Source organism: Nocardia sp. NPDC058114 (genome assembly GCF_042884695.1).
GTDB lineage: Bacteria > Actinomycetota > Actinomycetes > Mycobacteriales > Mycobacteriaceae > Nocardia.
The window spans coordinates 511,480-525,833 of sequence record NZ_JBHVTK010000004.1 but is presented as its reverse complement, the minus strand read 5'-3'; the positions used below and the strand labels follow the sequence as shown (position 1 = coordinate 525,833).

Below are 14,354 nucleotides of genomic sequence, written 5' to 3'. Positions count from 1 at the left end.
ACAGTTCGGTATGCGTACCGAATTCTGCGAACAGCTCGGCATCGAGTTCCCCATCTTCGCCTTCACCCACTGCCGCGACGTCGTGGCGGCGGTGAGCAACGCGGGCGGATTGGGGGTGCTCGGCGCGGTCGGCTTCACCGCCGAACAGCTCGAGGTGGAGCTGGCCTGGCTCGACGAACACGTCACCGGGATCTACGGCGTCGACCTGGTGATCCCGTCGAAGTACGAGGGCAAGGGCGTCGACGGGCTCACCCCCGAACAGCTGGAAAAGCAGCTGGCGCAGATGGTTCCGCAGGGCCATCGCGACTTCGCCCAGCAGATCCTCACCGACCACAACGTGCCCGCGCTGCCCGACGGTGAGCACCACAACGAGCTGCTCGGCTGGACCGCGACCACCGCGGGACCGCAGGTCGACGTCATCCTGAACCACCCCAAGGCCAAGCTCGTCGCCAACGCGCTGGGCACCCCGCCCGACGACGTGGTCAAGCGCATCCAGGACTCCGGCCGGGTGATCGGCGCGCTGTGCGGTTCGGTCAAGCACGCGATGAACCACAAGGCGGCCGGCCTCGACTTCGTGGTGTGCCAGGGCACCGAGGGCGGCGGGCACTGCGGCGAGGTGTCCTCGCTGGTGCTGTGGCCGCAGGTGATCGACGCGATCGGCGACGTACCGGTGCTGGCCGCCGGTGGCATCGGCAACGGCGCGCAGGTCGCGGCGGCGCTGGCGATGGGCGCGGCGGGCGCGTGGACCGGGTCGCTGTGGCTCACCGTCGAAGAGGCCAACGTGCCGCCCGCCCAGATGGACACCTACCTCGAGGCGACCAGCCACGACACCATCCGCTCGCGTTCGTGGACCGGCAAGCCGTGCCGCATGCTGAAGAACGACTGGACCGACGCCTGGGAGTCCACCGACACCCCCGACCCGCTGCCGATGCCGCTGCAGATGATGGTGGCCCTCGACGGCGTCAAGCGCGGCCACCGCTACCCCGAAGCCGCCAAGGACGTGAACTTCAACCCGGTCGGCCAGGTGGTCGGCATGATGAACAAGGTCGAACGCAGCGCCGACGTGGTCAACCGCCTCGTCGAGGAATACGTCACCGCCTACGACCGGCTGGTCCGCCTCGCCGGGGACTCCTAGCTGGTCCGCCTCGCCGGGAACTTCCAGCCAGACTCGAGTGCGGGGTAGTCGGCGACGCGGCGAGCTCCCAGCCTCGCCGGTGAGCCCGTTCCCGGTGAGTTACCCATGTAGTCGCGAGATCTCGGGATGCGGTCCGATTCCATCCGTTTGCTGGGTCCATTCATTGCGCGGAAGAGGCACTACACTCGGCGTATCTACCCTGCGGGGCGGTGTTAAGACACCGTCCCGCAGCATTGCCCAGCGGTTGCGGACGGCGGTGACATGGGTTCGGAGGAATACGCGAGCAAGACCTGGAACGTGGCCAGAACCCGGGTTACGCACGCCATCGCCAAGGTCCGCGAGCAATACGCGAAGGCCGCGCCGCGACCCACCGAGCACGCACCCGTCGACCCGCCCGTACCCGCCGATCTGCTGAATCTGCTGTGTCGCATCGGTGTGGCGCTGGTCGGCGCCGGCGAGACCTCCGCACGGGTGCAGGTCATCCTCGACAAGCTGTCGCGGCGCTACGGCACCGCCAATATCCATTTCATGGTGCTGCCCACCGCGGTCTTCGTCCGGGTACGCACCGACGAAAGCTCCGCCATCGACATGCTCGACGCCCGCGTCGGCACCCTGCCACTGGACCAGATCGACGGCCTCTACCGGCTGATCGACCAGATCGAGCAGGACGCGCCGCCGCCGAGCCGGGCATCGAGGGATCTCGACAAGATCCTGACCCAGAAACCCGGCAGCCCACCGTGGCTGATCCTGCTCGGGCAGGTCGTGCTGACCGTCGGTATCGGCATGATGCTCAACCCGGGCGCACGGGCGCTGGTCGGCTATGTGGTGCTCGGGCTGGTCGTCGGTGTGCTGACTCAGCTCGCCGATCGGGTGCGGCTGCTGTCGATGGCGTTGCCGGTGGTCGCGTCGGCGGTGGTCGCGGTGCTCGCGTACGGCTTTCCCGGGGCGCTCGCCGGTGGGCAGCCGCAGCAACTGCTGATTCCGGCGGTCGCGACGCTGCTGCCCGGTGCGATGCTCACCAACGGCACGATCGAGTTGGCGACCGGGTCGATGGTGGCCGGTGCCAGCCGGGTCGTCTACGGCATCAACATGCTGTTCCTGCTCGCGCTGGGTTCCTACGTGGGGGTCAGTGTGCTCGGGCCGCTGTCGGATCCGCCGGTGAGCAGTGCCCAATTGGGGTGGTGGGCACCGATAGTCGGGGTGCTGCTGATCGGGTACGGGCATTCGTGGCGGTCGAGCGCACCGCAGAACACGGTGGGCTGGCTGCTGCTCGTCCTCTACATCACCTACGCGGCGCAGGTCCTCGGCAAGCATGTGTCCGGTCCGCTGACCGGCACGTTCCTCGGTGGGCTGGTCGCCGTGAACGCCGCGTATCTGATCCAGGGCCGCAAGCACGCGCCACCGACCCAGGTGGCGTTCCTGCCCGCGTTCTGGATGCTGGTGCCCGGCGGGATCAGCCTCACCGGGATCTCCGACCTCGTCACGCATTCGCTGTCGGGGGTGTCGACCGGCGGGCTGGAGGTGCTGGTCTCGGCGCTGCTGTCGGTGATGTCGATCGCGCTGGGCGTGATGGTCGGCTCCGGTCTGGCCACCGCGCACACACCGCGCGTGAGCACCATCATCGACACGGTGGTGCCACACCATCTGCCGTGGGTGCACACCGCGGAGACGACGAAGAAATCCGACTCAGACAGCTAGCCGGGGTGGTTCAGACGGCCGAGCTCAGCGGCACGGTGTGGACCGGAGTCTCGCCGACGAGTTGCCCGAAGCGGGCGATCACCTTCTCGTGGTACAGCGCGAACAGGTCGCCGAACAGCGCGAGTTGCGCCTCGCTCGGCGCGGATTCGGCATCCCACACCGCGAGCAGCGCGCGCCAGACGAGCACGTGCAGATCGGGCGCGACGGCGAAATAGGCGGCGACCGCCTCCGGCACCTCGACGACCATATCGGCGATCGAATTCAGTACCGCGCGTTGCATACTCATCTCGAGCACGCCGAGTAGCTTGCGCACCAGCGCGATCTCGGCGGCGATGATGCGCGCGTGGTCGGGCACGGCCTGACGTGCCATCGCCTCCAGCTCGTCGACGGCGGCGGCGAGCTCGGCCGGATCGAGCACCTTCTCCCCCGCCGTATAGGCGAGCAGCGCCTCACCCACGATGCCGCGTTCGACCTCGACGATGTCGGTGAACATCTCGGCGGCGACCGCGGGCGCGGTGATCGAGAACCGGAACAGGTGCCGGTAGACGTCCATACCGCCCTCGACGCGGACATCGCGGATGGTGAAGCCCTTACCTCGCCTGGCCTCGACGAATCCGTAGGACTCGAGGCGTCCGAGGATGAGCTGGGCGGTAGCGCGGTTCATCCCGAACTCGTCGGCGACCTGGCGAACCGACGGCATCAGCTCGCCGGGCCGGTACTCGCCGGTGGCTACGCGGCGCGCCAACTCATCGGCGACGTCGGCGACCACCGTCCGGGATCCCATCGAAACAACACCTCTCGGTCATGATCCGGCTACGTCCCAGACAGTTTAGGCGCTGAATGCCTGGAGCGCTGGTGCGCTCGAGTCGAGACTTTCAGCGATCACATCGCTATCGATGCGCCGCCCTGCCTCCGATCAGCGAACTTTCCTTCTGGCGTGCCGTTGAGCTGGATCAGACAGCGCTGTGCGACACCGTGACTGAATACGCAGGCAACGGGGCAGCTAAACATTTTGGGCGGAACCGCGCGAGCCGGGCCTTCGGGCCGGCCCTCCGAGAATTCAGATCATGTCTTTCTTGTCGAGCCACCGCATGACCGGCCAGCCCAAACCTACGGGGATCCAGCAGGTCAGCACGCGGTAGAGCAGGACGGCTGGGACCGCGATCTCGGCCGGGACGCCGAACGCCGCGAGACCACCGATCAGGGCCGCCTCGACCGCGCCGACGCCACCGGGTGTCGGCGCGGCCGAGGCCAGCGTGCCACCGATCATGGTGACGATGGTGACGGCCACGAAGTCCGTGCCGCCGCCGAAAGCCTCGACGCTGGTCCACAGGGCCAGCGCCTGGCCGAGCGTGATCGCGCCGCAGCCGGCGACGATGACCACGAATCGCATCGGATCCTTGGCGAGGTCGGCGAGTTCGCCCAGCACTTCCTTGACCTGCGGACGCACCGAGTGATTGACCCAGCGCCGCAGCGTCGGCACGAACATGAACGCGCCGATCAACCCCACGCCGACGCCGGCGATCAGATACAGCACGGTCGCGTCGGGCACGATGTGGGCCAGGTTGGTCGAGGTGCCCGCCACCACGCTGAACACCACGAGCAGCACCAGGTGGGTGAGCACCTGCATCGACTGCTGCATCGCCACCGCGGCGGTCGCGCGCAGGGTCGTCATGCCCGCCTTCTGCAGGAACCGCACACTCAGCGCCAACCCGCCGACACCGGCGGGGGTGGTCGTCGCCACGAAGGTGTTGGCCAGCTGCTCCACGAGCAGATAGCGCATCTTGACCAGCCCGTCCGCGCAGGCGCCGAGCGCGGCGGCGGCGCCGACATAGGTCAGCCCCGACACGGCCAGTCCCGCGAGCGCCCACCACCAGTTGAGCGTGCGCAGCTGACTGAAGAACGTCGGCACCTGGCTGAAGAACGGATACGCCACATAGACGAGCGCGACCAGCAGGACGAGCTGGATGATCTGGTTGCGGGAGAACCGCGTGATCTGTTCGGACTGGATGCGGTCGTGGCCGGTCTGCCTGCGCACTTCCTCACGGGCGGTGGCCATCACTTTGGTCCACTGCGGCACCGACTTCCGGATGCCGATCGACATGGCCGATTTCGTCAGGCGCCGGGCCGCGTAGGCCACCCTGTCCTCGCCGAGTACCTCGATCGCCGCCGAGACCGCCTCGTGTTTTCCGTAGAGCGAGGTGGTGGTCACCAGCAGCTGGGCGATATCGGTCTGCCGTTGCGCCTCGGCCGCGCCGAATTCGGCGGCCGAAAATCCGCCGAACAAGGTGTCGCCCTGGCTGACTCGCACGAAGTCGGGTTGCAGATCGCCGAGGCTGATCTGGTTCTCGTGCAGCCGCAGCAGCGACCGCCACACCCCGGGCAGCACCTGCGCGGACAACGTCGCGATCTGGGTACCGCGAGGCATGGTGTGCGCGTACAGCATCCAGCCGCGACTCAGACCGGCCACCGCCACCTGATGGCTGTCGGCCATCCCGAGGTCACCGATCGCGATGCCGAGCAGCGCGCGATGTTCCACCGCCCGGTGCATCGATCCGTGCAGCGGCGCGGTCTCACTGGTGCGGAACGTGATCCAGCGCCACACCTGCCGGATCGCGCCGAAGCTGCGCTGGTTCTTGCCGTACAGCTCGACCATGATCTCGTCTTCGGGCCCGTCGACCTCGGTGGCGAGCAACAGCGGTCCGCGCCCGGCCGGTCGATCGACCCGGAAGGCTTTCACAGTGTGGCCGCGCCCCGCGAGCACCCGGACCGCGCCGTCGAGCGGCACCTCGAGCGCGGGCGTGCCGACCACCCAGACGATCACCGCGCCGACCAGCCAGCCGACCACCAGGCCGAGCATCGCCCGCGCGGGCACCACCGAGCTGACCACCAGGTGGATCGGCGCGAACATCAACAGCAGGAACCACATCCAGCGTCGCGGCCGCACCGGCAGCCACGGGCTCGACACGGTGAGCATCGCCGCGAGCATCGCGATCCAGCGTGGATCGTCGAGGAATTGGGAGAGGAAGGTGTCGAAGCGGTCCGGGACCGGCATGTGCCATTTCGGCGTGGAGATGCCCGCCCCGGTGATCGACAGCGCCAGCACCGCGAGCAGGCCCGCCGCCCCGTACCCGAACAGGAGCTTCCATTGCCTGCGCAACACGAGTTCGATGAAGATGGCGAACGGCAGTGCCAGGATGAGCATTCCGTAGATCAGGTAGACCATGGTCGCCTGGTCCTGGCTGAGGAAGTCCACGATCTTGGCGACCGAGCGTTCCAGCGCCAGCCATTCCGGCCGGGTGATCAGCGAGCCCGCGATCACCACGGCTACGCCGATTCCCGCCAGCACCACCCGGACGATATCGCTGGTACGACGGATCATCGGCTGCAGGAGTTTCCCCGTGACCGGGATCTCCCGACCGTCGACTCGCATGAGCCGCACGATACACACCGACACGCCGCAGACCCGCCGTGACATCACTCAATCGGCACGGCCGTCCCGCGTGCCGTGAAGCCGATCACAGGCCGTCACGAACACTGGCGATACCCCGTCCAGGAAGTAGGGAAACACTCACTCAGCCGGAAGGAACGATCATGCAGGTTCTGCTCGCGGGCGCCACCGGCGCCATCGGCCGCCCTCTGATCCGCGCGTTGACCGCGAACGGACATACAGTGTGGGCGCTCGTCCGGAATCCGGGTGCGCACCCACTCGTGCGCGAGCTCGGCGCCACCCCGGTCACCGCCGATGTGCTCGACCGCGACGGCCTGTTGCGCGCCGTCGAGGGTTTGCGCGCCGAGGCCGTCATCCATCAGGCCACCGCCCTGCGCGACGCGAAGGTGCAGCGCCGGATTCCGGCCGACGATCCGACCGGGCTGCTGCGCACGGTCGGCACCGCCAACCTGCTCGACGCCGCGGCGGTGGTGGGCGCCGGTCGGTTCGTCACCCAGTCGCTGATCCTCGGCTACGGGTACCACGACCACGGTGACCGGCTGGTCACCGAGCGCGATCAGTTCGGGGTGTACGACGGTGGGGTGGCCGACGAGGTGGTCCGAGCGTGCGTGGCCGGCGAGAGCCAGGTCTTCGACGCGCCCGGTGTCGACGCCATCGCGTTGCGGTACGGGCTCTTCTACGGTCCCGGCGCGTTCAGTGACCTGTTCGCGGACATGATGCGCAAGCACCGCCCGGTCGGCCCGCTCGGTTCCGGCGGGGTGAATACCTGGGTCCATGTCGACGACGCGGCCGCCGCGACTGTGGCCGCACTCGAGCGCGGCACACCTGGTCGCGCCTACAACATCGCCGATGACCATCCGATCACCTGGCGGGAGTTCTTCACGGAGGTCTCCCGAGCTCAGCGGACCCCACGCCCGATCCGGCTGCCCGCCTGGATGATCCGATGGGCGGTCCCCTATATCGGCGCCCTCATGTCCGACACCTCGATGCGGATCTCGAGTCAGCTCGCCCACGATGAATTGGGTTGGCGTCCGAGGTACGCCGATGTCGCCGCCGGTCTCGCGGACTGATCCTCCGGTCGGGCACCACGCCGATATCCGGCGATCAGGGTGCGGTGCGGGCGGTCACGGCGGCACGGTCGTGACCGGGGATCACTTCGATCTCGGCGGGAAGCGCGTGCAGGCGGTGGATGGTCTCGAACGCCCGGTTGCGGTCGGCGTCGAGGAGTTCCCCGAGCAGCGGCGCTTTCTCGCGCAGGAGGTCGATCTGCAGGGTGCTCCAGACCGCGTCGCCCGCGAGCAGGACGCGGGAGCCGTCGTCGACCGCGAGCAGGATCCCGACGCTGCCGGGGGTGTGCCCCGCCAGGTCGACGATCAGCACGGATCCGTCGCCGAACAGGTCGTGACTGCGGGCGAAGGTCAGCACCGGCGGGCCGTCGAGTTCGTAGAGATCGAACGCGCGACCGCGCAGCGGCCCGCGGGCCACGCCGAGGGGGGCGTGCGAACCGGTCATGGCCCAGCTGTATTCGACGGTGGGCACCCGGATCGGAACCAGGCCGGGTAGTTCGTACAGCCCGGCGACGTGGTCCCAGTGCAGATGTGTCGGCAGCACGAAGTCGATGTCGTTGCCGGTGAGGTCGTGGGCGGCCAGTACCTCGCTCAGTCCGCGCACCGGGCTGTCGGGCCCGACCAGCAGCGGCACCGGGAAGGGCAGCTCGGGCAGCACCCGCTGGTGCACGCCCGCGCAGATCGCCGGGTCGACCAGGAAGGTGGCGTCCGGGTGGCGGATCAGGAAGGTCGACATGGTCAGCGGCGTCGACCGCAGGGTCCGCACCCCCTCGGCGACGATCGTCGTCGGCGCGGACAGCTCCGCCTGGGTGAGCGCGGTCAGGGCGACGGTGTTGTGCGCGGGAGGAACAGGAGCGCACTCCAGTCCGTCGAGAAATGCGGTATCGGCGCCGCGCGGCCAGAGCAGCCGCGGCCCCGTGGTGGCGACAGCGATACAGCAGGCGAGAACAGTCGATAACATCGTCGTGCGCTCACCCATACGTGCCACCGTAGGCGATCGCCCACACCGCGACCACCAGACCCGGTCGAGCCGCCGCTGTTCATCGCTAACGCCCGATTACATCCAGCGGCTAGTCGGTGCGACCCATGAGCCGATCTGTTTCGCGCCGTTCACGTTTCGTAGGCCGACCGGCACCACGCTCACGCTGCGGCAGGGTGGCGAGGACTTCCTTCGGCGGCGGCGGGGGGCTGCGATCGATCAGGCACTGGGCGGCGACGGGCGGGCCGACGCGCTTGTGAATGATCCGCTCGACCACGACGATGCGCTCGAGACCTGCGTGGCGAATCCTGATCTCGTCACCGGGGCGGACGGTCAGCGCCGGTTTCGCGGTAACCCCATTAACGCGCACATGCCCGGCGCGACAGGCTTCTGCCGCGGCCGAGCGTGTTTTGAACAGGCGCACCGACCAGGTCCACGCGTCGACGCGGGCCTGGCTGTCGGAGTGCTGGGGGGTCACCCCTTAGACGATACGGCGAGCCGTGACGACGTCGTCTGCGCTGAGGTGGGTGTAGGACACCGGGGTGCCCGACTGCACGGCGTTGAGGAGCTGACCGTTGCCCGCGTAGATACCGACGTGGCCACCACCGTTGGTGATGACGATGTCACCGGCCTGCAGGTTGTCGAACGAGACGGGAGCGCCGACGTGCGACTGCTCGAAGCTGGTGCGCGGCAGTTCGACACCGGCCTGGCGGTATGCCCACTGCACGAGGCCGGAGCAGTCGAAGCTCTGCGGGCCTGCGGCACCCCAGTTGTACTGGGCGCCCAGCTTGCCGCGGGCGGCGTCGAGGGCGATATTGCCCGCCGTCTGCTGCTGCTGCTGGAACGGGTTTTCGAACTGGACACTCGGGAGCTGCGGTGCGGCCTGGCCCTGCGGGGCGACCATCGCCTGGAGCTGCTTCTCGACCTGCTGTGCCGGCTGCTCGAGCTCTGGCGGCAGATCGAAGTTACCGAGACCGGGAATGTTGATCGTGGCGGCCTGCGAAATCGCGGGCATCGCACCGGTTGTAGCGGCCACCGCGCCCATGACGAGGGCACCCTTGACGGAATTCGGCAGTCGAGAATCCCGCTGCAAGCTGTGTTTACCCACCGAGACGAGTCTCCGATCTTGCTACTCTCCCGCCGCTCGGTCGCGAATCGCTTGGCGACAACGACTTTTCGGCGGTGACCCAATGGCGCCGCTTCTCTGACGAACCGACAGACTCCACTAAGTCACGAGAAGATTACGGCCTGTGATGAGCGCTGTCCAGCGAAGCACGCAAGTTGTTTTCCTACGACCGGAAAAGCCCAGAACAGAGGCCACGGTACCGGCGTGTCGGCGCGAGTAACGATTTCATCGTCCGCGCCGCGCGGCGCGTTACCCAGTGCGCCGCTCGCGCAGGGCGCGCTCGAGTTCGTCGATGCGCGTTCGGGCGTCGGCCAGGTCGACCTCGAGCCTGCCGAGCACGATCATCATCGGTCCGAGCGCCAGGTGAGCGAGCGACTCCGGCGGTATTTCGCCGTAGCCCCCCTCCAGCGTCGCCTCGAGCGTCGCCAGCAGGTTGCGCCGGACCGCGTCGGCCAGGTGCGCTTCCGGCGGCAGCGGCCATGCGGCGACGATTTCGGCGGCGGACACAGGTTGCTCGGACATCACCCTCCATCTCGGACCCAAGGACAGTCTCGTGTTCGCTAGCAGTATCTAGGACACAGCCCAGAGTTACCGAGATTCTCCCGTGCACACGCGCTACGGTTGTCCGGCATGGACCCCGTGCGCAATCCGTATGCACCCGGCGCCGGCCAGCGTCCGCCCGAATTGGCCGGGCGCGACAAACAACTCGCGGCGTTCGACATCGTGCTCGAGCGCATTGCCCGCGGTCGGCCCGAACGCAGCGTGATGCTCACCGGCCTGCGCGGTGTCGGGAAGACCGTGCTGCTCAACCAGCTTCGCTCGGCCGCCATCTCGCGCGGCTGGGGCACCGGCAAGATCGAAGCGAGACCCGACCAGGATCTGCGCAGACCGCTGTCCTCGGCGCTGCACATGGCGGTGCGCGCGATCGCGATGTCGGCCCGCAACGCCGAACAGGTCGACGATTTCCTCGGCATTCTCAAGGCCTTCGCGTTGCGCGCCACCGCGGACAAGGGCATGCGCGAACGGTGGCAGCCCGGTATCGATGTACCCGCGGTGACCGGCCGCGCCGACTCGGGCGATATCGAGATCGATCTGATCGAACTGTTCAAAGAGGCTGCGGCCCTTGCCTCCGACATCGGTGTCGGCATTGCCATCTTCATCGACGAAATGCAAGACCTCGGACCCGCCGACGTGTCCGCGATCTGCGGTGCCTGCCACGAACTGAGCCAGGACGGCGCCCCGCTGATCGTCGTCGGCGCGGGCCTACCCCACCTCCCCGCGGTGCTCTCGGCCTCGAAAAGCTACTCGGAGCGACTGTTCAGCTACCACCGCATAGATCGCCTCGACCGCGAATCGGCCGACCTCGCGCTCATCGCGCCCGCCGAACGCGAAGAGGTGAAGTTCACCGAAACCGCACTCGATTCGCTCTATCAAAGAGCCGACGGCTACCCGTATTTCGTGCAGGCCTACGGCAAGGCGGCCTGGGATCAGGCACCCGAGAGCCCGATCACCGCCGAGGACGTCGCGGTGGCCTCCCCCGCCGCCGAGGAGGAACTCGCGGTCGGTTTCTTCGGCTCCCGCTACGAACGCGCGACCCCCGCCGAACGCGAGTACATGCGTGCCATGGCCGACCTCGCCGGCGACGACGCCCCGGTCGCCACCTCGGCGGTGGCCGCCGAGCTCGGCCGCAAACCCGCCTCGGTGTCCCCCGCGCGCGACGGCCTGATCAAGAAGGGCCTCATCTACTCGGCCGAACGCGGCACCATCGGCTTCACCGTCCCTCACTTCGGGCGCTACCTCCGGAGCGTATGAAAATCTTCGGGATTCTAGGGAATCACCTAGAGAGTCTGAGAAAGTTCTGCCGAACGACTCCTCGACAACTATCTACAGTTTTCTAGTTCAAGGGCTAGATATCCGAAGAATTTCCTGGGTAACGGTATGAGCCTGCCCGGGATCGGTTGCGCATCGGGTGGATAACGCGAGGGTTGACCGGCTAACACGCTGGAAACCTTCTCCGAAACACCAGCAGGACCCGCCGCTGAAGGTGGTCCCGCCGGAGGCGGAGGAGGCTCCAATGTCGAAGACCTTCCCTATCACCGACACCGACGGCCGTCGCTGCACCGTCGTCGCCGATGACGGCGTGCCGATCGCGGTCCGCAGCTTCGGCGCAGCGGACGCGGCCCTGACCGTGGTTTTCGTGCACGGCCACTGCCTGCACACCGAATCCTGGTCGTTCCTGCGCGAACATCTTCTGCGGGAGTGGGACGCCGACGCCCGCATGGTCTTCTACGACCACCGCGGCCACGGCGAGTCCGGGCACGCTCACCACACCACCTACACGATCGACCAGCTCGCCACCGATCTCGACGCGGTACTGCGCGCGGTCGCCCCGACCGGGCCCTTGGTGCTCGTCGGTCATTCGATGGGCGCGATGGTGGTGCTCGCCTACGCCCGCCTCTATCCGGCGGCCATCGGTCACCGGGTCGCCGGGATCGGCCTGATCGCCGGCGCCGCGGGCGGCATCACCGAGGCCGGCCTCGGCAGGCTGCTCAACCGGCACGCCGTTGCCTCACTGCAGCGCGCCGTCGTGCACGCACCGCGAGTGATGCAGGCGTCGAAGCGCTTGTCCCGCTGGATCTTCGCACCCCTGATCCGCGAGGCGAGCACGGGTACCCGGCGGGTGAATCCGCGCGTCGCGGCCATCGCCACGGCGGTGCTCAACGAGACCGCGCTGCTGACCATGTCCGGCTTCCTGAGCTCGCTGCTCGACTTCGACGAGGCCCACACCCTGCCCCACTTCGGCGATCTGCCCGCCCTCGTCCTGTCGGGCTCGGCCGACCTCATGGTGCCGTTCGCGCACTCGGTGGTGCTGGCCTCGCAGCTGGCGGGCGCCGAACTGGTGCGGGTCGAGGGCGCGGGTCACAGCGTCATCCTCGAACGCGCGGAGGAGGTGGCCCGGTCGATCATCGCGTTGGTCGAGCGGGCGAGCATCGACGCCCGTACGCGCTACGCCGTCGCCGGGTGAACGCAACAGTTACCGGATGGCAATCCTGTGATCCCCGACAACATCGGGCGTAAACCGAAAAGATCCGTTATTGTGGTGGAGATCACGTTGTGTGGTGAGTCACACAGCTCGGTGCAGTGCGGCCCGAGGCTTTTCGGGCGTGCCCGTGATCCGGCGAGTCGGTATGCCCGCCATATACACAGGAGGTAACGATGACACGCAGCGATATCGCGGAACTGCGCTACGCGGTCGGCCAACTCCGGCAATCGATAGGCGCACTGCGCTCCAACTACGGCGACGCGGCCACCATCCGTCGTCTGGAGAACGACCTCGAGCGGCTCGTCATCGACGCCGAGGACTTCGAGCAGGCACCACCGCCGGAACTCGCCGTCCCCCGCAGGTCGGAGCCGATCTACGTGCCCGACAGCAAGTCCGACGAAGCGGCATGGATGGGCGCTCAGGACGAAGGGCTCGGGTTTCATTCGCGCCCTAGAACAAAGTAAGACCTGATCACCGGCGCGACGGCCCTGCTGACAGGGTCGTCGCGCCGACCTCTTTCTGTCGGCCCCGGCCCGGGTGTCTCAGGACTACCCGGCTCGGTGTCGGCCCAGTTTGCGGGTTCGGGAGCCGTGGAAGCGGGCGCCTCGGGGGACTTCGGTCGGTTCGTCGATTTCGGCGGATTCGAACAGGGCGGCGATGCCGTGGTCGTGGCCGAGGGCGATGGCCTCGAGGCCGTAGCGGCCGCCGGTGCGGCCCAGTTCGTGCAGCATCGTGGTCATGATTCGCAGGCCGGTGGCGCCGACCGGGTGCCCGAGTGCGATATCGGAGCCGTTCACGTTGAGCCGGTCGAGTGGGTCGAGTTCCCACTCGGTGGCCAACGCGAGCACCTCCACCGCGTAGCCCTCGTTGATTTCGAGCAGATCGATCTCGTCCAGCGAGCATCCGGTACGCCCGAGCAGCTTCGACACCGCCGGTGCCGCCCCGAGCCCTGGCCCCGCGTTGTCACAACCGGCCGCGGCCCAGCCCGCGAGAAACGCCATCGGCGTCAGCCCGAGCTCGCCGAGCCGATCCTCGGCCACGACCAGGCACGCCGACGCCCCGAGCCGATGCGAACTCATGTTCCCTACCGTCACCACGCCCTCGCGCAGCAGCGGGCGCAAACCGGCCAGCGTGTGGGTCGACAGGTCGTCGCGCACACCCTCGTCCCGGGTGATCTGGTGATCGCCGTAACCGGCGGCCACCCCGACGACCTCGGCCGCGAACGCACCCTGGCGCCAGGCGCGGGCCGCCTTGCGATGACTGGCCACCGCGAATTCGTCGGCGGCACTGCGGTCGATCCCGTAGTAGTGCGCCAACCGCTCGGCATTGTGCAATCCCGCGGTCCCGCCGGGCAGCCCGGCCGGTGTCGCCGCGCACTCCACCCCGCCCGCGACCACCACGTCGGCGGCGCCGGTCTGCACCATCATCGCCGCGGTGATCACCGCCTGCAGGCCGCTGCCGCCGTGTTTGTCGGTCACAAAACCGGGTACTGCGAAAGGTAATCCGGCACCACGAGCGGCGAGCGAGCCCACCGCGGGTTTGTCGGAGAGGCCGCCGTCGATACAGGCCATGGCCACATCGTCGATGCGTAGCGGGTCGATGCCCGAGCGTTCGATCACGGCGGACAACACCGTGGTCGCCAGCCACTCGGCGGGCATACCCGACAGCGCGCCACCCTCGACGCCACTGGGCGTGCGGACGGGTGCCACGATCGCGGCTCTTCTCATTGCGCGTCACGCTCCTCTCCCCGGTGCGGGGAATACCTGTCACAGGGCACCACAGGTTTGTTGCACGGGCATGACGGGTCGTCACGGACGTCACGGCTGTGATCGAGATCACCGGCATGTGTGACAAC

At 68.0% G+C, this 14,354-nt stretch carries 13 protein-coding genes; 6 read left to right on the top strand and 7 right to left on the bottom strand.

The window, feature by feature from the left end:
* Positions 1-10: 10 nt before the first annotated feature.
* Complete coding sequence (locus ACFVVI_RS18485) at positions 11-1,135, top strand: NAD(P)H-dependent flavin oxidoreductase (RefSeq protein WP_387446083.1); 1,125 nt, start codon at positions 11-13, stop codon at positions 1,133-1,135.
* 261 nt (positions 1,136-1,396) lie between these two features.
* Positions 1,397-2,833: a threonine/serine exporter ThrE family protein gene (locus tag ACFVVI_RS18480; protein WP_387446082.1), complete on the top strand. Its 1,437-nt coding sequence runs from the start codon at positions 1,397-1,399 to the stop codon at positions 2,831-2,833.
* A gap of 10 nt (positions 2,834-2,843) precedes the next feature.
* Here the strand turns inward: ACFVVI_RS18480 and ACFVVI_RS18475 are convergent, their stop codons facing one another.
* Entirely contained in the window at positions 2,844-3,617 is a 774-nt protein-coding gene (locus tag ACFVVI_RS18475) for a GntR family transcriptional regulator (RefSeq protein WP_358185311.1), read from the bottom strand.
* Positions 3,618-3,893: 276 nt separating this feature from the next.
* Positions 3,894-6,266 carry a lysylphosphatidylglycerol synthase domain-containing protein gene (locus ACFVVI_RS18470; RefSeq protein WP_387446081.1) on the bottom strand — a complete coding sequence of 791 codons (2,373 nt, stop codon included), beginning with the start codon at positions 6,264-6,266 and terminating at the stop codon, positions 3,894-3,896.
* A 161-nt stretch (positions 6,267-6,427) separates the two neighbouring features.
* Here ACFVVI_RS18470 and ACFVVI_RS18465 point away from each other — a divergent pair, with 161 nt between their 5' ends.
* Positions 6,428-7,354: an NAD-dependent epimerase/dehydratase family protein gene (locus ACFVVI_RS18465; protein WP_387446080.1), complete on the top strand. Its 927-nt coding sequence runs from the start codon at positions 6,428-6,430 to the stop codon at positions 7,352-7,354.
* A 34-nt stretch (positions 7,355-7,388) separates the two neighbouring features.
* Here the strand turns inward: ACFVVI_RS18465 and ACFVVI_RS18460 are convergent, their stop codons facing one another.
* From ACFVVI_RS18460 to ACFVVI_RS18445, 4 genes are all read right to left on the bottom strand, one after another.
* Positions 7,389-8,330, bottom strand: a complete 942-nt coding sequence (locus tag ACFVVI_RS18460; protein ID WP_378989286.1) for an MBL fold metallo-hydrolase — start codon at positions 8,328-8,330, stop codon at positions 7,389-7,391.
* A gap of 91 nt (positions 8,331-8,421) precedes the next feature.
* Positions 8,422-8,808 (bottom strand): RNA-binding S4 domain-containing protein, encoded by a 387-nt coding sequence (locus ACFVVI_RS18455; protein WP_378989287.1) that lies wholly within the window; start codon positions 8,806-8,808, stop codon positions 8,422-8,424.
* Between the two features lie 3 nt (positions 8,809-8,811).
* Positions 8,812-9,375 carry a C40 family peptidase gene (locus ACFVVI_RS18450; RefSeq protein WP_387446177.1) on the bottom strand — a complete coding sequence of 188 codons (564 nt, stop codon included), beginning with the start codon at positions 9,373-9,375 and terminating at the stop codon, positions 8,812-8,814.
* 330 nt (positions 9,376-9,705) lie between these two features.
* Positions 9,706-9,978, bottom strand: coding sequence for a hypothetical protein (locus ACFVVI_RS18445; protein ID WP_378989288.1), 273 nt, complete (start codon positions 9,976-9,978; stop codon positions 9,706-9,708).
* Between the two features lie 108 nt (positions 9,979-10,086).
* On the opposite strand from ACFVVI_RS18445, the gene ACFVVI_RS18440 reads away from it, so the two are divergent.
* The 3 genes from ACFVVI_RS18440 (at position 10,087) to ACFVVI_RS18430 (ending at position 12,963) form a co-directional block, all read left to right on the top strand.
* Positions 10,087-11,268 carry an AAA family ATPase gene (locus ACFVVI_RS18440; protein ID WP_378989289.1) on the top strand — a complete coding sequence of 394 codons (1,182 nt, stop codon included), beginning with the start codon at positions 10,087-10,089 and terminating at the stop codon, positions 11,266-11,268.
* 262 nt (positions 11,269-11,530) lie between these two features.
* Positions 11,531-12,481, top strand: coding sequence for an alpha/beta fold hydrolase (locus ACFVVI_RS18435; protein ID WP_387446079.1), 951 nt, complete (start codon positions 11,531-11,533; stop codon positions 12,479-12,481).
* 191 nt (positions 12,482-12,672) lie between these two features.
* Positions 12,673-12,963, top strand: coding sequence for a hypothetical protein (locus ACFVVI_RS18430; RefSeq protein WP_056824003.1), 291 nt, complete (start codon positions 12,673-12,675; stop codon positions 12,961-12,963).
* A gap of 84 nt (positions 12,964-13,047) precedes the next feature.
* Here the strand turns inward: ACFVVI_RS18430 and ACFVVI_RS18425 are convergent, their stop codons facing one another.
* A complete protein-coding gene (locus tag ACFVVI_RS18425) occupies positions 13,048-14,226 on the bottom strand; it encodes an acetyl-CoA acetyltransferase (RefSeq protein ID WP_378989291.1) in 1,179 nt (392 codons plus the stop codon).
* Positions 14,227-14,354 lie beyond the last annotated feature (128 nt).